This window comes from Enterobacter sp. JUb54 (assembly GCF_014298075.1).
Lineage (GTDB): Bacteria > Pseudomonadota > Gammaproteobacteria > Enterobacterales > Enterobacteriaceae > Klebsiella > Klebsiella lignicola.
This window is the reverse complement of the sequence record NZ_CP060418.1, coordinates 5,286,197-5,304,724: the sequence shown is the minus strand read 5'-3', so window position 1 is coordinate 5,304,724 and position 18,528 is coordinate 5,286,197. Positions and strand designations below refer to the sequence as shown.

At 53.2% G+C, this 18,528-nt stretch carries 13 protein-coding genes, 1 tRNA gene, 3 rRNA genes and 1 other annotated feature; of the genes, 7 read left to right on the top strand and 10 right to left on the bottom strand.

Going from position 1 to position 18,528, the window contains the following annotated elements; genetic code table 11:
* Nucleotides 1–5: 5 nt before the first annotated feature.
* The 7 genes from rrf to rluD form a co-directional block, all read right to left on the bottom strand.
* Nucleotides 6–121 (bottom strand): 5S ribosomal RNA (gene rrf, locus HF679_RS24720).
* A 94-nt stretch (nt 122–215) separates the two neighbouring features.
* Nucleotides 216–3,121: ribosomal RNA gene (locus tag HF679_RS24715) — 23S ribosomal RNA — on the bottom strand.
* Between the two features lie 218 nt (nt 3,122–3,339).
* Nucleotides 3,340–3,415, bottom strand: a tRNA-Glu gene (locus HF679_RS24710).
* A gap of 84 nt (nt 3,416–3,499) precedes the next feature.
* Nucleotides 3,500–5,039, bottom strand: a 16S ribosomal RNA gene (locus tag HF679_RS24705).
* The 16S, 23S and 5S rRNA genes sit together here with 1 tRNA gene alongside, the layout of an rRNA operon.
* A gap of 467 nt (nt 5,040–5,506) precedes the next feature.
* Entirely contained in the window at nt 5,507–8,080 is a 2,574-nt protein-coding gene (gene clpB, locus HF679_RS24700) for an ATP-dependent chaperone ClpB (RefSeq protein WP_123756926.1), read from the bottom strand.
* 129 nt (nt 8,081–8,209) lie between these two features.
* Nucleotides 8,210–8,941: a purine nucleoside phosphorylase YfiH gene (gene yfiH, locus HF679_RS24695; protein ID WP_187042474.1), complete on the bottom strand. Its 732-nt coding sequence runs from the start codon at nt 8,939–8,941 to the stop codon at nt 8,210–8,212.
* Nucleotides 8,938–9,918, bottom strand: coding sequence for a 23S rRNA pseudouridine(1911/1915/1917) synthase RluD (gene rluD, locus HF679_RS24690; protein WP_123756924.1), 981 nt, complete (start codon nt 9,916–9,918; stop codon nt 8,938–8,940). The genes yfiH and rluD overlap by 4 nt, the downstream gene beginning before the upstream one ends.
* 131 nt (nt 9,919–10,049) lie before the next feature.
* Here rluD and bamD point away from each other — a divergent pair, with 131 nt between their 5' ends.
* From bamD to pheA, 4 genes are all read left to right on the top strand, one after another.
* Nucleotides 10,050–10,787: an outer membrane protein assembly factor BamD gene (gene bamD, locus HF679_RS24685; RefSeq protein ID WP_100686641.1), complete on the top strand. Its 738-nt coding sequence runs from the start codon at nt 10,050–10,052 to the stop codon at nt 10,785–10,787.
* A 271-nt stretch (nt 10,788–11,058) separates the two neighbouring features.
* The gene (raiA, locus tag HF679_RS24680) at nt 11,059–11,394 is read left to right on the top strand and encodes a ribosome-associated translation inhibitor RaiA (protein ID WP_004866516.1); all 336 of its coding nucleotides are present in this window, start codon (nt 11,059–11,061) and stop codon (nt 11,392–11,394) included.
* 106 nt (nt 11,395–11,500) lie between these two features.
* Nucleotides 11,501–11,625 (top strand) — a sequence feature (Phe leader region).
* Nucleotides 11,502–11,549 (top strand): pheA operon leader peptide PheL, encoded by a 48-nt coding sequence (gene pheL / locus HF679_RS24780; protein ID WP_125294913.1) that lies wholly within the window; start codon nt 11,502–11,504, stop codon nt 11,547–11,549. It overlaps the preceding feature by 48 nt.
* Before the next feature lie 32 nt (nt 11,626–11,657).
* On the top strand, nt 11,658–12,818 hold the full coding sequence (gene pheA, locus HF679_RS24675; RefSeq protein WP_123756923.1) for a bifunctional chorismate mutase/prephenate dehydratase: 1,161 nt from the start codon (nt 11,658–11,660) through the stop codon (nt 12,816–12,818).
* Here pheA and HF679_RS24670 read toward each other — a convergent pair.
* The 3 genes from HF679_RS24670 to aroF all read right to left on the bottom strand — a co-directional run bounded on the left by HF679_RS24670 (nt 12,815) and on the right by aroF (nt 15,955).
* Nucleotides 12,815–13,687 carry an SMP-30/gluconolactonase/LRE family protein gene (locus HF679_RS24670; protein ID WP_123756922.1) on the bottom strand — a complete coding sequence of 291 codons (873 nt, stop codon included), beginning with the start codon at nt 13,685–13,687 and terminating at the stop codon, nt 12,815–12,817. The genes pheA and HF679_RS24670 overlap by 4 nt on opposite strands.
* 66 nt (nt 13,688–13,753) lie before the next feature.
* Nucleotides 13,754–14,875, bottom strand: a complete 1,122-nt coding sequence (tyrA, locus tag HF679_RS24665) for a bifunctional chorismate mutase/prephenate dehydrogenase (protein WP_154145319.1) — start codon at nt 14,873–14,875, stop codon at nt 13,754–13,756.
* 9 nt (nt 14,876–14,884) lie between these two features.
* Complete coding sequence (aroF, locus tag HF679_RS24660) at nt 14,885–15,955, bottom strand: 3-deoxy-7-phosphoheptulonate synthase AroF (RefSeq protein WP_123756920.1); 1,071 nt, start codon at nt 15,953–15,955, stop codon at nt 14,885–14,887.
* Nucleotides 15,956–16,304: 349 nt separating this feature from the next.
* Between aroF and HF679_RS24655 the strand changes: the two genes are divergently transcribed.
* The 3 genes from HF679_RS24655 to HF679_RS24645 are packed head-to-tail and all read left to right on the top strand — an operon-like array spanning nt 16,305 to nt 18,527.
* Nucleotides 16,305–16,814: a YfiR family protein gene (locus HF679_RS24655; protein WP_123756919.1), complete on the top strand. Its 510-nt coding sequence runs from the start codon at nt 16,305–16,307 to the stop codon at nt 16,812–16,814.
* The gene (dgcN, locus tag HF679_RS24650; RefSeq protein ID WP_123756918.1) at nt 16,807–18,030 is read left to right on the top strand and encodes a diguanylate cyclase DgcN; all 1,224 of its coding nucleotides are present in this window, start codon (nt 16,807–16,809) and stop codon (nt 18,028–18,030) included. Before HF679_RS24655 ends, dgcN begins: the two co-directional genes overlap by 8 nt.
* A gap of 11 nt (nt 18,031–18,041) precedes the next feature.
* A complete protein-coding gene (locus tag HF679_RS24645) occupies nt 18,042–18,527 on the top strand; it encodes an OmpA family protein (RefSeq protein WP_123756917.1) in 486 nt (161 codons plus the stop codon).
* The last annotated feature ends 1 nt before the right edge of the window (nt 18,528 follow it).

The window sequence follows — 18,528 nt, the reverse complement described above, 5'->3', positions numbered from 1 at the left end:
TTGATGCCTGGCAGTTCCCTACTCTCACATGGGGAGACCCCACACTACCATCGGCGCTACGGCGTTTCACTTCTGAGTTCGGCATGGGGTCAGGTGGGACCACCGCGCTATCGCCGCCAGGCAAATTCTGTTATCAACACGTCTTAAAGACATATTGACTAATCTGTATCAGGCTGAAAATATTCTCTCGTCCACCAAAACAGCTTTGGCGTTGTAAGGTTAAGCCTCACGGTTCATTAGTATCGGTTAGCTCAACGTATCGCTACGCTTACACACCCGACCTATCAACGTCGTAGTCTTCAACGTTCCTTCAGGACTCTCAAGGAGTCAGGGAGAACTCATCTCGGGGCAAGTTTCGTGCTTAGATGCTTTCAGCACTTATCTTTTCCGCATTTAGCTACCGGGCAATGCCATTGGCATGACAACCCGAACACCAGTGATGCGTCCACTCCGGTCCTCTCGTACTAGGAGCAGCCCCCCTCAATTCTCCAGCGCCCACGGCAGATAGGGACCGAACTGTCTCACGACGTTCTAAACCCAGCTCGCGTACCACTTTAAACGGCGAACAGCCGTACCCTTGGGACCTACTTCAGCCCCAGGATGTGATGAGCCGACATCGAGGTGCCAAACACCGCCGTCGATATGAACTCTTGGGCGGTATCAGCCTGTTATCCCCGGAGTACCTTTTATCCGTTGAGCGATGGCCCTTCCATTCAGAACCACCGGATCACTATGACCTGCTTTCGCACCTGCTCGCGCCGTCACGCTCGCAGTCAAGCTAGCTTATGCCATTGCACTAACCTCCTGATGTCCGACCAGGATTAGCTAACCTTCGTGCTCCTCCGTTACTCTTTGGGAGGAGACCGCCCCAGTCAAACTACCCACCAGACACTGTCCGCAACCCGGATCACGGGTCTACGTTAGAACATCAAACATTAAAGGGTGGTATTTCAAGGTTGGCTCCACGCAGACTGGCGTCCACGCTTCAAAGCCTCCCACCTATCCTACACATCAAGGCTCAATGTTCAGTGTCAAGCTATAGTAAAGGTTCACGGGGTCTTTCCGTCTTGCCGCGGGTACACTGCATCTTCACAGCGAGTTCAATTTCACTGAGTCTCGGGTGGAGACAGCCTGGCCATCATTACGCCATTCGTGCAGGTCGGAACTTACCCGACAAGGAATTTCGCTACCTTAGGACCGTTATAGTTACGGCCGCCGTTTACCGGGGCTTCGATCAAGAGCTTCTCCTTACGGATAACCCCATCAATTAACCTTCCGGCACCGGGCAGGCGTCACACCGTATACGTCCACTTTCGTGTTTGCACAGTGCTGTGTTTTTAATAAACAGTTGCAGCCAGCTGGTATCTTCGACTGATTTCAGCTCCACGAGCAAGTCGCTTCACTTACCATCAGCGTGCCTTCTCCCGAAGTTACGGCACCATTTTGCCTAGTTCCTTCACCCGAGTTCTCTCAAGCGCCTTGGTATTCTCTACCTGACCACCTGTGTCGGTTTGGGGTACGATTTGATGTTACCTGATGCTTAGAGGCTTTTCCTGGAAGCAGGGCATTTGTTACTTCAGCACCGTAGTGCCTCGTCATCACACCTCAGCGTTAACAGAAGTCCGGATTTACCTAAACTTCCCGCCTACATGCTTAAACCGGGACAACCGTCGCCCGGCTAACATAGCCTTCTCCGTCCCCCCTTCGCAGTAACACCGAGTACAGGAATATTAACCTGTTTCCCATCGACTACGCCTTTCGGCCTCGCCTTAGGGGTCGACTCACCCTGCCCCGATTAACGTTGGACAGGAACCCTTGGTCTTCCGGCGAGCGGGCTTTTCACCCGCTTTATCGTTACTTATGTCAGCATTCGCACTTCTGATACCTCCAGCAACCCTCACAGGCCACCTTCAACGGCTTACAGAACGCTCCCCTACCCAACAACACATAGTGTCGCTGCCGCAGCTTCGGTGCACAGTTTAGCCCCGTTACATCTTCCGCGCAGGCCGACTCGACCAGTGAGCTATTACGCTTTCTTTAAATGATGGCTGCTTCTAAGCCAACATCCTGGCTGTCTGTGCCTTCCCACATCGTTTCCCACTTAACTGTGACTTTGGGACCTTAGCTGGCGGTCTGGGTTGTTTCCCTCTTCACGACGGACGTTAGCACCCGCCGTGTGTCTCCCGTGATAACATTCTTCGGTATTCGTAGTTTGCATCGGGTTGGTAAGTCGGGATGACCCCCTAGCCGAAACAGTGCTCTACCCCCGAAGATGAGTTCACGAGGCGCTACCTAAATAGCTTTCGGGGAGAACCAGCTATCTCCCGGTTTGATTGGCCTTTCACCCCCAGCCACAAGTCATCCGCTAATTTTTCAACATTAGTCGGTTCGGTCCTCCAGTTAGTGTTACCCAACCTTCAACCTGCCCATGGCTAGATCACCGGGTTTCGGGTCTATACCCTGCAACTTAACGCCCAGTTAAGACTCGGTTTCCCTGCGGCTCCCCTATACGGTTAACCTTGCTACAGAATATAAGTCGCTGACCCATTATACAAAAGGTACGCAGTCACACCACGAAGGTGCTCCCACTGCTTGTACGTACACGGTTTCAGGTTCTTTTTCACTCCCCTCGCCGGGGTTCTTTTCGCCTTTCCCTCACGGTACTGGTTCACTATCGGTCAGTCAGGAGTATTTAGCCTTGGAGGATGGTCCCCCCATATTCAGACAGGATACCACGTGTCCCGCCCTACTCTTCGAGTTCACAACGTGTGCATTTTAGTGTACGGGGCTATCACCCTGTACCGCCGGACTTTCCAGACCGTTCCACTAACACACGCGCTGATTCAGACTCTGGGCTCCTCCCCGTTCGCTCGCCGCTACTGGGGGAATCTCGGTTGATTTCTTTTCCTCGGGGTACTTAGATGTTTCAGTTCCCCCGGTTCGCTTCGTTAAGCTATGTATTCACTTAACGATAGTGTGTCGAAACACACTGGGTTTCCCCATTCGGAAATCGCCGGTTATAACGGTTCATATCACCTTACCGACGCTTATCGCAGATTAGCACGTCCTTCATCGCCTCTGACTGCCAGGGCATCCACCGTGTACGCTTAGTCGCTTAACCTCACAACCCGAAGCTGTTTCGTAAAACAGTCCGCATTGCGAAAATTTGAGAGACTCGAACACACCGCTTTTCCTTTCTTATTACGGAGAAAGGAAACAGTGTGTCGTTTCAATTTTCAGCTTGATCCAGATTTTTAAAGAGCAAATATCTCAAACGTGATTCCGGAGAACCAGTTTTGAGATATTGAGGTCGGCGACTTTCACTCACAAACCAGCAAGTGGCGTCCCCTAGGGGATTCGAACCCCTGTTACCGCCGTGAAAGGGCGGTGTCCTGGGCCTCTAGACGAAGGGGACACTGAAGTCTCAATCGCAAGACGCCTTGCTATTTACTTTTCATCAGACAATCTGTGTGGACACTACAAAGGCAGGTTCTTTAGGTAAGGAGGTGATCCAACCGCAGGTTCCCCTACGGTTACCTTGTTACGACTTCACCCCAGTCATGAATCACAAAGTGGTAAGCGCCCTCCCGAAGGTTAAGCTACCTACTTCTTTTGCAACCCACTCCCATGGTGTGACGGGCGGTGTGTACAAGGCCCGGGAACGTATTCACCGTAGCATTCTGATCTACGATTACTAGCGATTCCGACTTCATGGAGTCGAGTTGCAGACTCCAATCCGGACTACGACATACTTTATGAGGTCCGCTTACTCTCGCGAGGTCGCTTCTCTTTGTATATGCCATTGTAGCACGTGTGTAGCCCTACTCGTAAGGGCCATGATGACTTGACGTCATCCCCACCTTCCTCCAGTTTATCACTGGCAGTCTCCTTTGAGTTCCCGGCCGAACCGCTGGCAACAAAGGATAAGGGTTGCGCTCGTTGCGGGACTTAACCCAACATTTCACAACACGAGCTGACGACAGCCATGCAGCACCTGTCTCAGAGTTCCCGAAGGCACCAAAGCATCTCTGCTAAGTTCTCTGGATGTCAAGAGTAGGTAAGGTTCTTCGCGTTGCATCGAATTAAACCACATGCTCCACCGCTTGTGCGGGCCCCCGTCAATTCATTTGAGTTTTAACCTTGCGGCCGTACTCCCCAGGCGGTCGACTTAACGCGTTAGCTCCGGAAGCCACTCCTCAAGGGAACAACCTCCAAGTCGACATCGTTTACAGCGTGGACTACCAGGGTATCTAATCCTGTTTGCTCCCCACGCTTTCGCACCTGAGCGTCAGTCTTTGTCCAGGGGGCCGCCTTCGCCACCGGTATTCCTCCAGATCTCTACGCATTTCACCGCTACACCTGGAATTCTACCCCCCTCTACAAGACTCAAGCCTGCCAGTTTCAAATGCAGTTCCCAGGTTGAGCCCGGGGATTTCACATCTGACTTAACAGACCGCCTGCGTGCGCTTTACGCCCAGTAATTCCGATTAACGCTTGCACCCTCCGTATTACCGCGGCTGCTGGCACGGAGTTAGCCGGTGCTTCTTCTGCGAGTAACGTCAATCACTAAGGTTATTAACCTTAATGCCTTCCTCCTCGCTGAAAGTACTTTACAACCCGAAGGCCTTCTTCATACACGCGGCATGGCTGCATCAGGCTTGCGCCCATTGTGCAATATTCCCCACTGCTGCCTCCCGTAGGAGTCTGGACCGTGTCTCAGTTCCAGTGTGGCTGGTCATCCTCTCAGACCAGCTAGGGATCGTCGCCTAGGTGAGCCATTACCCCACCTACTAGCTAATCCCATCTGGGCACATCTGATGGCATGAGGCCCGAAGGTCCCCCACTTTGGTCTTGCGACGTTATGCGGTATTAGCTACCGTTTCCAGTAGTTATCCCCCTCCATCAGGCAGTTTCCCAGACATTACTCACCCGTCCGCCGCTCGTCACCCGAGAGCAAGCTCTCTGTGCTACCGCTCGACTTGCATGTGTTAGGCCTGCCGCCAGCGTTCAATCTGAGCCATGATCAAACTCTTCAATTTAAGTTTGATGCTCGTGAATTAAACTTCGTAATGAATTACGTATGTTCACTCACTGAGACTTGGTATTCATTTTTCGTCCGAGGACGTTAAGAATCCATGTCACTTTGAGTGCCCACACAGATTGTCTGATAAATTGTTAAAGAGCAGTGCCGCTTCGCTTTTTCTCAGCGGCGCGGGGTGTGCATAATACGCTTCCCCGCCTCAGAGTCAAGCATTTATTTTTGCCTTTCTCTGCCGGGTCACTCGGCTGGCTTTCAGCGGAGAACCCTGCTGACCCGGCGGCTTGTTTGCCGTTGTTCAGTGTCAGTGGAGGCGCATTATAGGCAGTAATTCTGACGTGACAAGTTTAAATTCACAAAAACAATTCGTTCGCTTACTTATTAAACAACTTTGCGTTCGGACTTTAATTCTTGCCTGGTTTTTAAACAAAAACGAGCCCATTGGGCCCGTTTTTGTCGTTTTGTGATTTACTGCACTGCGACGATATGGTCGTCTTTGACCACCAGCTGCACTTCTTTACCAGGAATTAACTCACCGGAAAGAATTTGCTGCGCCAGCGGGTTTTCGATCTGCTGCTGGATAGCGCGTTTTAACGGACGCGCGCCATACACCGGATCGTAACCATTCGCGCTCAGCAGTTTCAGCGCCTCATCGGACATATGAACGTCATAACCACGTTCTTCCAGACGTTTGTACAGACGCTGCAGCTGGATCTGCGCAATAGAAGCAATGTGTTTTTCACCCAACGGGTGGAAGACTACCACTTCATCGATACGGTTGATGAATTCCGGGCGGAAGTTCTGACTAACCACACCCAGAATCAGATCTTTCATATGGCCGTAATCCAGCGCCCCGAAACGTTCCTGAATCAGATCCGAACCAAGGTTAGAGGTCATGATCACCACCGTATTACGGAAATCGACCGTTCTCCCCTGCCCATCGGTCAGACGACCATCGTCCAGCACCTGCAACAGAATGTTGAACACATCCGGATGGGCCTTTTCGACTTCATCCAGCAGAATGACGGAATACGGACGGCGACGAACTGCTTCGGTCAGATAGCCCCCTTCTTCATAGCCGACATATCCCGGAGGCGCACCAACCAGACGCGAGACGGAGTGTTTCTCCATAAACTCGGACATATCGATACGCACCATTGCATCGTCGCTGTCGAACATAAAGTTAGCCAGCGTTTTGCAAAGCTCGGTTTTACCAACACCGGTTGGACCGAGGAACAGGAACGATCCGATTGGACGGTTCGGGTCAGACAGCCCGGCACGGCTACGACGAATCGCGTTGGATACCGCTTCAACCGCTTCGTTCTGACCGATCACCCGACTGTGCAACTCCTGCTCCATCCGCAGCAGTTTTTCACGCTCACCTTCCATCATTCGCGCCACCGGAATACCGGTCCAGCGGGCCAGCACTTCGGCAATTTCCGCATCGGTCACTTTATTTCGCAACAGACGCATAGTTTTACCTTCAGACTGGGTGGCAGCCGCGAGCTGTTTCTCCAGTTCCGGAATTTTGCCGTACTGCAGTTCAGACATCCGCGCGAGGTCGCCGACGCGACGCGCCTGCTCAATCGCGATTTTCGCCTGTTCCAGCTCGGCTTTGATGGTCTGAGTTCCGGAGAGTGACGCTTTTTCCGCCTTCCACTCTTCTTCTAATACTGAATACTGACGCTCTTTATCCGCCAGCTCTTCATTCAGCATATCCAGCCGTTTCAGACTGGCCTCATCGGCCTCTTTCTTCAACGCCTGCTGTTCCAGCTTGAGCTGGATAATACGACGGTCGAGTCGGTCGAGTTCTTCCGGCTTCGAGTCAATCTGCATACGAATGCTGGACGCGGCCTCATCGATCAGGTCGATGGCTTTATCCGGCAACTGACGGTCAGCAATATAGCGATGCGACAACGTTGCGGCTGCGACGATCGCCGGGTCGGTGATCTGCACATGGTGATGCAGCTCGTAACGCTCTTTTAAACCACGCAGAATCGCGATGGTATCTTCCACTGACGGTTCAGCCACGAACACTTTCTGGAAACGACGCTCCAGCGCAGCATCTTTTTCAATATACTGACGATACTCATCGAGGGTGGTCGCGCCGACGCAGTGCAGCTCACCACGAGCCAGCGCAGGTTTCAGCATGTTGCCGGCATCCATTGCGCCGTCTGCTTTCCCTGCCCCCACCATAGTGTGCAGCTCATCAATAAACAGGATGACGTTACCTTCCTGTTTGGAGAGATCGTTCAGGACGCCTTTCAGACGCTCTTCGAACTCACCGCGATACTTCGCCCCGGCCACCAGCGCCCCCATATCCAGCGCCAGTACACGGCGGCCTTTCAGCCCTTCCGGTACTTCACCGTTGACGATACGCTGCGCCAGTCCTTCCACGATGGCCGTTTTCCCGACGCCGGGTTCACCAATCAGAACCGGGTTATTTTTAGTGCGCCGCTGCAAGACCTGGATTGTCCGACGAATCTCTTCATCACGGCCAATCACCGGATCCAGTTTGCCTTGTTCAGCCCGCTCGGTCAGATCGACCGTAAATTTCTTCAATGCCTGACGTTGGTCTTCGGCACCCTGATCGTTCACGCTTTCACCTCCGCGCATTTGTTCAATCGCCTGAGTCACATTGGCGGTTGTTGCTCCGGCAGATTTTAAAAGGTCGGTCAGCGTACCGCGTGATTCAAGCGCCGCCAGGACGAACAGTTCTGACGAAATAAAGTTGTCCTTCCTCTTTTGCGCCAGCTTGTCGCAAAGATTCAGAATACGCACCAGATCCTGAGACGGCTGCACGTCGCCACCGGTGCCTTCCACCTGCGGTAAACGGCTCAACGCCTGAGTGATGCTTGTGCTTAACTCTCCGGCGTTAATGCCAGCAGACGTTAATAAAGGACGTACCGATCCCCCTTCCTGATTCAGCAAGGCGCTCATTAGATGAAGAGGTTCGATGAATTGGTTGTCGTGCCCAAGTGCAAGAGACTGGGCATCGGCAAGAGCAAGCTGGAATTTATTGGTAAGACGATCCAGACGCATAATTCCTCCCATAAACAGGTCAAATTTGCTACTGGAGATTAAATGAGGTCATCCCTCAATTATTCAAGGTTAAAGACCTGAACTATGCAAAAAATATGTTTGCCGTCTGGATCGTCTTGACTCGCGAGGTTATCTCAACCAGATGAAACTCGCCATACGACCCGTCGTCTTATCGCGGCGATAAGAGAAAAAATCATCCTTTTCGCTTAGCGTACAGCGATCGCCGCCGAAGATCTGCGTCACGCCCACGTTAGCCAGGCGCTGGCGGGCAAGCTGATAAATATCGGCAAAGTATTTCTCACCGACCGGCCGAAAAGCGCTGTCGGCCTTCGCGTCTTTACTCATAAAGGCATCGCGCACTTCCGGACCGACTTCAAACGCCTCGGGACCGATGGCCGGGCCGAGCCAGGCCAGAATGTTTTCTGGCTTATCGGCAAAGCAGGTGATGGTTGCTTCGAGCACGCCGTCGCATAACCCACGCCAGCCGGCATGTGCAGCCGCAACTTCGGTTCCTGCACGATTGCAAAAAAGCACCGGCAGGCAGTCTGCGGTCATCACGGCACACACCGTGCCCGGCGTATTGCAGTATGACGCATCCGCTCGCTTTGACTCATATGGCCCGCCATCCAGTTTCAGCACGGCAGTGCCATGCACCTGCTCCAGCCAGACCGGATACGACGGTAACCCGCCTGCGGCAAACATCCGCCGGCGGTTCTCTTCCACATGCTGCAGATTGTCTCCGCAATGGGCACCCAGATTGAGTGAATCGTACGGTGGCAGGCTGACGCCGCCAACACGCGTGGAGCTACAGGCCGCCACGCCTTCCGGCACAGGCCATTGCGGTACAATCAGTTTAGTCATAACCAGTCGATATCGTCCTTGTGGTCTTCATAATCGGCACGCATTGCGTCAATCAGATCAACCATATCCTGAGGAATAGGCGCATGCCATTCCATCTCAATACCGCTGATCGGATGGTACAAACGCAGCATCGTCGCGTGCAGCGCCTGACGGTCAAACTTGCGCAGCGCGGTGATGAACGCTTCCGAAGCGCCTTTCGGCGGGCGCGGACGGCCGCCATATACCTGATCGCCCACCAGCGGATGGGTGATATGCGCCATATGCACACGGATCTGGTGCGTACGACCGGTTTCCAGACGCAGACGCAGGCGCGTATGAATACGGAAGTGCTCCATAATACGATAGTGCGTGACCGCCGGTTTACCCATCGGGTGTACCGCCATGTGCGTACGCTTGGTCGGGTGACGGCTGATAGGCTCTTCCACCGTTCCGCCGGAAGTCATGTGGCCAATCGCCACCGCTTCATACTCACGGGTGATTTCACGCAGCTGCAGCGATTCCACCAGGCGAGTTTGCGCCGGGATAGTCTTCGCGACGACCATCAGGCCGGTCGTGTCTTTATCCAGACGGTGCACGATACCCGCGCGCGGGACATCGGCAATCGGCGGATAGTAGTGCAGCAGCGCATTCAGCACAGTACCGTCGGGGTTGCCCGCGCCCGGGTGTACAACCAGGTCGCGCGGTTTGTTAATGACGAGGATGTCATCATCTTCATAAACGATATTGAGCGGAATATCCTGCGGTTCGAAGCGGACGTCTTCTTCGATTTCAACATCGATGGAGACGAGCTCTCCCCCTAAAACTTTCTCTTTCGGCTTGTCGCTGACAGCGCCGTTTACCAGCACTCGCTGGTCAAGGATCCAATCTTTTATTCGCGATCGCGAATAATCAGGGAACATTTCGGCCAAAGCCTGATCTAAGCGTTGTCCGAGTTGATTTTCGGACACCGTTGCGGTGAGTTGTACTCGTTGTGCCATATACAGCTTCTTCGTTTAACGTTGGGTTTTACGGCTTTGCCGTTTAATATAGTGTGCTATTGTAGCTGGTCTTAATCGGGAGCAGGAACAGAGATTCTCCCGCATAAACATTTTGAGGAAGTCAAAACGTCATGACGCGCATGAAATACCTGGTGGCAGCGGCCACACTGAGCCTGGCTTTGGTGGGTTGCTCCGGCTCAAAGGAAGAGGTGCCTGATAATCCGCCGAATGAAATCTACGCGACCGCTCAGCAAAAGCTGCAGGACGGTAACTGGAAACAGGCAATAACGCAACTGGAAGCGTTGGATAACCGCTACCCGTTCGGTCCTTATTCCCAACAGGTACAGCTCGACCTGATTTATGCGTATTACAAAAATGCCGATCTACCGCTGGCTCAGGCAGCCATCGACCGCTTTGTTCGTCTGAACCCGACACATCCTAACATTGATTACGTCATTTATATGCGTGGTCTGACAAATATGGCTCTGGATGACAGTGCGCTGCAAGGCTTCTTCGGGGTCGATCGTTCCGACCGCGATCCACAGCACGCGCGCGATGCCTTTAACGACTTCTCCAAACTGGTGCGCGGTTATCCGAACAGCCAGTATGCCACCGATGCCTACAAACGCATGGTGTTCCTGAAGGATCGCCTGGCGAAGTACGAGCTGTCAGTGGTGGATTACTACACCGACCGTGGTGCATGGGTTGCCGTGGTGAACCGTGTTGATGGCATGCTGCGCAGCTATCCGGATACACAGGCCACTCGCGATGCATTGCCGAAGATGGAAAACGCCTATCGCCAGATGCAAATGAATGCCCAGGCCGATAAAGTAGCGAAAATCATCGCGGCTAACAGCAAAAACACCTGATCGCATTTCAGATAAGCAAAACGGCAGCTATGAGCTGCCGTTTTTTTATTGCTCAGGCACCAAAGCTGAAGCGTTTTAGCGCCGAGACATCCTATCAAATATGACGCCCTTTCCCCTGTTCGACAAGTAAAATCTCACCTGTTCCTGCCCTGCCTCACAAAATGAATTCGCTGACAAAAAGTGACATTAAAATGTGATCTTAATCACACATCTTGACATTGGGCGAGGTATGCTGAGTTCACCAAGACGGGAAAGACAAGAGGTAAAATTTATGACAATGAACATTACCAGTAAACAAATGGAAATTACTCCGGCAATCCGCCAGCACGTCGCAGACCGTCTCGCCAAATTGGATAAATGGCAAACCCACTTAATCAACCCGCACATCATTCTCTCCAAAGAGCCGCAGGGTTTTGTCGCTGACGCAACCATCAACACGCCTAATGGTCACCTGGTTGCCAGCGGAAGAAGTGAAGATATGTACGTCGCTATCAACGAATTAATCAACAAGCTGGAACGGCAGCTGAATAAAGTGCAACACAAAGGGGAAGCCCGCCGCGCCGCAACATCGGTGAAAGAGGCAGGCTTTGTGGAAGAAGAAGAGTAATCCTTAACTTAATATTGTGTAACGCCACGCGCCTTCGGGCGCGTTTTTTATTGACAGGATGAAAACAGTACGGGTACTGTAACTGCCATCAACCAAAGGATATCACCGTGAAACAACTACCGTTCTTCTTCGCATTCTTTTTTACCTTCCCCTGAACGGGAGGCAATTCGTCGTGTGATAAAGAATGCGAAGACGAACAACAAGGCCTCCCAAGCGGGAGGCCTTTTTTTTTGATAAATGAATAACAATAAAGGCAACACAATATGACCGAGGAAAACCCGTTACTGGCCCTGCGCGATAAGATCAGCGCACTGGATGAAAAACTGCTCGCGCTGCTGGCAGAACGCCGTGGGCTGGCGGTAGAAGTAGGTAAAGCCAAGCTGGCATCGCACCGTCCGGTCCGTGATATCGACCGCGAACGTGACCTGCTGGAGCGGCTGATGACGCTGGGGAAAAGCCATCACCTCGATGCCCACTACATCACACGCCTGTTCCAGCTGATCATCGAGGATTCAGTACTCACTCAACAAACGCTGCTGCAGCAACACCTGAATAAAATCAATCCGCACTCAGCACGCGTGGCGTTCCTCGGGCCGAAAGGGTCATACTCACATCTTGCCGCACGCCAGTACGCCGCTCGCCACTTCGAGCAGTTCATCGAGAGCGGCTGCGCTAAATTCGCCGATATCTTCAATCAGGTAGAAACCGGACAGGCCGACTACGCGGTCGTCCCCATTGAAAACACCAGCTCCGGCGGGATCAACGACGTCTACGATCTGCTACAGCACACCAGCCTGTCGATCGTTGGCGAGCTGACGATCCCCATCGATCACTGCGTGCTGGTCTCGGCGTCAACCGACCCGCAACGTATTCAGACCGTGTATAGCCACCCGCAGCCGTTTCAGCAGTGCAGCCAGTATCTGAGCCGTTATCCACACTGGAAAATTGAATATACCGAAAGCACCTCGGCGGCGATGGAGAAAGTGGCGCAGGCTAACTCTCCTGCCGTTGCCGCGCTGGGTAGCGAAGCCGGCGGCGCGCTGTACGGCCTGCAGGTGCTGGAACACTGCCAGGCGAACCAAACACAAAACATTACCCGCTTCCTGGTGCTGGCACGCAAAGCGGTGAATGTTTCCGATCAGGTACCGGCAAAAACCACGCTGCTGATGGCCACCGGTCAACAGGCGGGTGCGCTGGTTGAAGCGCTTCTGGTACTGCGCAACCACAACCTGATCATGACCAAGCTGGAATCGCGCCCGATTCACGGTAACCCGTGGGAAGAGATGTTTTATCTGGATATCCAGGCCAACCTCGAATCAATCCCGATGCGTAAGGCACTGAAAGAGCTGGCCGAGATTACCCGTTCTATGAAGGTTCTCGGCTGCTACCCGGGCGAAAACGTGGTGCCGGTCGACCCGATTTAACGCTCAATAAATACTGGCTTCTTCATCCCTGCTACCGCAACCGGCAGGGTGAAGATGGCGCCAGAGAGCGGATATTGCTGTACTTCGTCGGCGTCCATGTTTTCCCGGGTGGTGGTGATGTACAGCGTGCGCATATCCGCGCCGCCAAAACAGACCATCGTCGGGCAGCGCACCGGCAGCCGGTAGGTTTCCAGCGCTTCTCCGCTCGGGGAAAAGCGGGCAATCCGCCAGCCGTCAAACATTGCACTCCAGTAGCACCCTTCTTCGTCGATAGCCGCCCCGTCAGGGATCCCCTCCCCCGGTTGAAAACGACGGAAGACTTCCCGCTTGCCGGGTTCGCCCTGCTCATCCAGCGGCGTCCGGTAAATCACGGCATTTGGCGTATCAGAGGTATACATCCAACGTTTATCGTCACTAAATGCCAGGCCGTTGGCGCCATGAATGTCACACTGAATCACCCGAGGCGACAGGTCATGGTTGATCCGCATCAGCAGCGCACCATTAAAATCTCCCGGCCCCCAGAATGTCCCGGCGTAAAAGCGCCCCTCGCGGTCGGTACCGCCGTCGTTAAAGCGTGCCAGCTGCGGGTTGCTTGGGTTATCACAGATTTTACGTCGCAGCAGGCCGTGCGCATCGGTTAACCAGATAGCGCTGCGTAGCGCCACGATAAAACCGCCTTTCTCGCGCAGAGCAAAGCAGCCCACTTCTTCGGGAAATTGCAGGACCTGATGCTCACCACTGTTGATGTCATAGCGGTGGATTTCACACTCAAGGATATCGGCCCAGTAGAGCGCCTGCTCGGTCTCGCTCCAGGTCGGGCATTCCGGCAGATGTCCTGCGTAATCAAACAGCGGTTGTGGTTCAGCCATCGTTGTCATCCCTATAAAAAAAGCCAGCGGGTTTCCCCTCTGGCTTTGATTATATACGGTTTTCCGTTACTGCCGGTTATCATTCGCCTGACGCAGCAGCGTCCGGCTTTCGCTCTGGAAGCGCTGAGCATAGTCGCCAAACCAGTGCTCCACTTTGCGGAAGCTGTCGATAAACGCCTGTTTATCTCCCTGCTCCAGCAGACCAATCGCTTCACCAAAACGCTGGTAGTAACGTTTAATCAGCGCCAGGTTATTTTCTGACGACATAATAATGTCGGCATACAGTTGCGGGTCCTGGGCAAACAGGCGGCCTACCATCGCCAGCTCAAGGCGGTAGATCGGTGATGACAGCGCCAGCAGTTGTTCCAGGCGGACGTTTTCTTCTGCCAGATGCAGGCCGTAAGCAAAGGTCGCGAAGTGGCGCAGCGCCTGAATAAAGGCCATATTCTGGTCATGCTCAACGGCGCTGATACGGTGCAGACGCGCGCCCCAGACCTGAATTTGTTCCAGGAACCACTGATACGCTTCCGGCTGACGACCGTCACAGTAAACCACGACCTGCTTCGCCAGGCTCCCGCTGTCCGGACCGAACATCGGGTGCAGGCCCAGCACTGGACCACGGTGCGCCGCCAGCATCGCCTGCAACGGTTCTGCTTTAACCGACGCCAGATCCACCAGGATGCAATCCGCCGGTAATGGCGGCAGCCGGCCAATCGTCTCAACCGTGGTATGAATAGGCACGCTGACGATAACCATCCCGGCATCGGCAACAATCTCTGTCGCGCGTGGCCAGTCTTCTTTCTCGAGAATACGGACCTGGTAGCCTGAAAGCGTCAGCATTTTTTCAAACAGACGCCCCATCTGCCCGCCGCCGCCGACAATCACTACCGGACGCAGATTCGGACACAGCGTTTTAAAGCCTTTGTCGTTCTCGCTGGAATATGACTCGCGCATGACGCGACGCAGCACGTCTTCGATAAGATCCGGCGGGACGCCAAGCGCTGACGCCTCTTCCCGCCGGGAAGCCAGCATCGCCGCTTCACGTTCCGGAACGTAAATCGGCAGGCCATACTGGCTTTTAACTTCTCCGACCTCCGCGACCAGCTCCAGGCGGCGTGCCAGTAATCCCAGCAGCGCCTTATCGACTTCATCAATTTGATCGCGTAACGCGGTCAGTTCAGCAACCATACTTTCCTCTTACCCCAGACGAGCCGCCAGATGACCGCGCAGATCTTTATCAAGTTCGCGGAGCAGAGCATCGGTGGTTTCCCAGCTGATGCAGGCATCGGTAACGGATACGCCGTATTTCATATCGCAACGCGGTTGTTCAGAAGACTGATTACCTTCGTGGATATTACTTTCAATCATCAGGCCAATAATGGAACGATTACCATCTTTGATCTGTGCAACGACGGATTCTGCAACCGCAGGCTGGCGGCGGTAGTCTTTGTTAGAATTACCATGACTGCAATCTACCATCAGCGACGGTTTCAGTCCCGCCTGCGCCATCTCTTTTTCGCATTTCTCGACATCTTCCGGGCCGTAGTTCGGCGATTTACCGCCGCGCAGGATCACATGGCCGTTCGGATTGCCCTGGGTTTGCAGCAGGCAAACCTGGCCGGCCTGGTTAATCCCGACAAAGCGGTGTGGCATGGCGGCGGCACGCATGGCGTTGATTGCTGTTGCGAGGCTGCCGTCTGTGCCGTTTTTAAAGCCAACCGGCATCGACAGGCCCGACGCCATTTCACGGTGAGTCTGGGATTCGGTGGTACGTGCACCGATTGCAGACCAGCTAAAGAGATCGCCGAGGTATTGCGGGCTGTTCGGATCCAGCGCTTCTGTTGCCAGCGGTAATCCCATGCTCACTAGCTCAACCAGCAGGCGACGCGCAATTTTCAGACCGCCTTCAACATCAAACGAGCCATCCATGTGCGGATCGTTAATCAGCCCTTTCCAGCCCACGGTAGTACGAGGCTTTTCAAAATAGACGCGCATCACCAGGTAGAGGCTATCGCTGACCTCTGCGGCAAGTGCTTTAAAACGATGGGCGTACTCAATTGCCGCTTCAGGATCGTGAATTGAACAAGGACCACACACCACCAGCAGGCGCGGATCGCGGCCGGCGATAATGTCAGAGATTGTCTGGCGGGATTGCGCAATCTGCGCTTCTTGTTCAAGGCTCAGCGGGAATTCAGCTTTCAGCTGATCCGGCGTGATCAAAACCTGTTCGTCGGTAATATGTACGTTGTTCAGCGCGTCTTTTTGCATGATGGCGATCCTGTGTAGCTCGTTTGCGATAATGGGTTCCTCGGCTGAGGAGTGACGTAACGATACCACACAAAGTAAAGATTTCAATCCATATTCCGTAAATTTTACTTTACACCTGCAAATTAAATGGCCTGAAAATCGCCATTCAATGTAAACATATATATACAATATAGCGATTATGCTACCAGGGCAGTTACTTTATTCACCATTCCTTTACGAAAAATCCTGGATGAAATTGCCGTAAGGATAAAGCAGTGATTAATGACGCTCCTCGCCAACAGTGGTATCCTGCGCCAGAACATCAACGATCTGCACTTCATGCATTAAGACGAACCTGACGGATCCGTTAATGAAACAGTTTCACCGTCTTATTTTTATATTTTTATTATTTATCGTGGGCTACCCTGTTTTCGCCTCCGAGCCGCCGAAAAATGTTCGGGCTATTGTTTCAGGTATTGTCACTTATACCCGCTGGCCTGCATTATCCGGTCTGCCTAAATTATGTATTTTTTCTACCTCACATTACGTACAGAGCCTTGCTCAGGAAAAGCCTGAAGCGTTGCCATATCGGCCGGTCATTGTTCACAATACTCAAGAAGCAATGAATACGGTCTGTGATGGGTTTTATTTTGGCAGCGAGTCGCCGTCTCAGCAGGCAGAACTCACCTCAAAATATCAATCCCGTCCTCTTTTGCTGATCGCAGAACAAAATAGCGAATGCGCGATTGGTAGTGCTTTTTGCCTGATTATCAATGACGAGAGGGTCAGATTCTCCGTGAATCTGGATGTCCTGACGCACAGCGGCGTACGGGTTAATCCAGACGTACTGATGCTTGCCCGGAATAGCGCACATGAATAAGGAATTATCACAGGCTCCACGCCCGACGTTTAAAAGAGCGCTGCGCCGTATCAGCGTGATAAGTGTGGTGATCTCAATGACGCTGGTCTGGATGCTGCTGAGCACCGCCTCGGTATTTACGCTTAAGCAATATGCGCAAAAAAACCTGGCGCTGACCGCCGCCACCATGAGCCGAAGCCTTGAGGCCGCGCTGGTGTTTGATGACAGTTCCGCCGCGGAAGAAACCCTGGCGACGCTCGGGAAACAGGGACAATTCTCTGAAGCCCTGGTGCTGGACAACCAGCAAAACCGCTTTGCCGTCTGGCAGAATACCGATCTGGTCCGCCACGAGAAACTGAGCGGAATTATCAGCCAATGGCTGTTCCCGGAACCGACCAGGCAGCCGATCATGCATCAAGGGAAAGTCATCGGCGAACTTCGTCTGAAAGCGCTGGACAGCATGATCGGCCATTTCCTCGCGATCTCGATCATTGTATTAACCGGCAGTATTCTGCTGGCCTCAGTGATTTCCTTATTGCTGACCCACTCACTGCACCACGGTATTGTCACCGCGCTGCAAAGTATTACTGAAGTGGTTCACGATATTCGGGAAAACCGTCATTTCTCCCGTCGGGTTCCGGAAGAACACATTGAGGAATTCCATCTTTTTGCCCAGGACTTTAATAGCCTGCTGGGCGAAATGGAGGACTGGCAGCAGCAGCTGCAGGCGAAAAATGCCCAGCTGTTACGCTCGTCCCTGCATGACCCGCTGACCGGACTGGCCAACCGTGCCGCATTCCGCAGCATTATCATGGCATTAATGAAAGATGACACCGCCCGCCAGCGCTCAGCATTACTGTTCCTCGATGGCGACAACTTTAAACTGATTAATGACAACTGGGGTCATGCAACGGGTGACAAAGTCCTGATCGACGTCGCCAGCCGGCTGATGGCCTTTGCCAACAAGCGCCATCAGGCATGGCGTTTAGGCGGCGACGAGTTTGCGATCCTGCTGCGCGATGTTCATTCAGAGGCGGAAGTGCAGGCACTTTGCGCCACGCTCTCGGCTCTGTTCCTCGAGCCGTTTAATTTGCACAACGGCCATACGGCAACTTTGTCTCTCAGTATTGGCTATGCGTTAGCCTGGGAACATCACTCTGCGGAAAGCCTGCAGGAGTTCGCCGATCAAAATATGTATCGGAAAAAACACCAGCGTATTCAGCAAGTACAAAATTAAAGGGATCCACCATGCTCAGGAAATATTTTGCTCCCGCACTGATAGCAGTGGCTTTACTCAGCGGCTGCCAGACGGCACCGCAAGGAAAATTCTCTGCGGAACAAATTGCCGCGATGCAGTCATACGGCTTTACGGAAACTGAGGGTGACTGGTCACTGGGTTTATCCGACAGCATTCTGTTTGATAAAAACGACTACCATCTGCGTAGCGACAGCCAGGCGCAAATCCAGAAAATGGCCTCCCGACTGGCCGCAACCGGCATTACACATGGCCGACTGGATGGCCACACCGACAACTACGGCGAGGACAGCTACAACGAAGCTCTGTCGCTTAAACGGGCTGATATTGTCGCAGATGCCTGGACGAAGGGAGCCAACATCCCGCGCAGTAATTTAACCACCCGCGGGTTAGGTAAAAAGTATCCGATTGCCAGTAATGATACGGCGAAAGGCCGTGCTGAAAACCGCCGCGTCACGGTGGTGATCAGCACGCCTTAAG

What these genes read in the sequence shown, in the direction of transcription:
- clpB (WP_123756926.1), bottom strand. Translation starts at nt 8,080, where the DNA reads ATGCGTCTGGATCGTCTTACCAATAAATTCCAGCTTGCTCTTGCCGAT.
- yfiH (WP_187042474.1), bottom strand. Translation starts at nt 8,941, where the DNA reads ATGACTAAACTGATTGTACCGCAATGGCCTGTGCCGGAAGGCGTGGCG.
- rluD (WP_123756924.1), bottom strand. Translation starts at nt 9,918, where the DNA reads ATGGCACAACGAGTACAACTCACCGCAACGGTGTCCGAAAATCAACTC.
- bamD (WP_100686641.1), top strand. Translation starts at nt 10,050, where the DNA reads ATGACGCGCATGAAATACCTGGTGGCAGCGGCCACACTGAGCCTGGCT.
- raiA (WP_004866516.1), top strand. Translation starts at nt 11,059, where the DNA reads ATGACAATGAACATTACCAGTAAACAAATGGAAATTACTCCGGCAATC.
- pheA (WP_123756923.1), top strand. Translation starts at nt 11,658, where the DNA reads ATGACCGAGGAAAACCCGTTACTGGCCCTGCGCGATAAGATCAGCGCA.
- HF679_RS24670 (WP_123756922.1), bottom strand. Translation starts at nt 13,687, where the DNA reads ATGGCTGAACCACAACCGCTGTTTGATTACGCAGGACATCTGCCGGAA.
- tyrA (WP_154145319.1), bottom strand. Translation starts at nt 14,875, where the DNA reads ATGGTTGCTGAACTGACCGCGTTACGCGATCAAATTGATGAAGTCGAT.
- aroF (WP_123756920.1), bottom strand. Translation starts at nt 15,955, where the DNA reads ATGCAAAAAGACGCGCTGAACAACGTACATATTACCGACGAACAGGTT.
- HF679_RS24655 (WP_123756919.1), top strand. Translation starts at nt 16,305, where the DNA reads ATGAAACAGTTTCACCGTCTTATTTTTATATTTTTATTATTTATCGTG.
- dgcN (WP_123756918.1), top strand. Translation starts at nt 16,807, where the DNA reads ATGAATAAGGAATTATCACAGGCTCCACGCCCGACGTTTAAAAGAGCG.
- HF679_RS24645 (WP_123756917.1), top strand. Translation starts at nt 18,042, where the DNA reads ATGCTCAGGAAATATTTTGCTCCCGCACTGATAGCAGTGGCTTTACTC.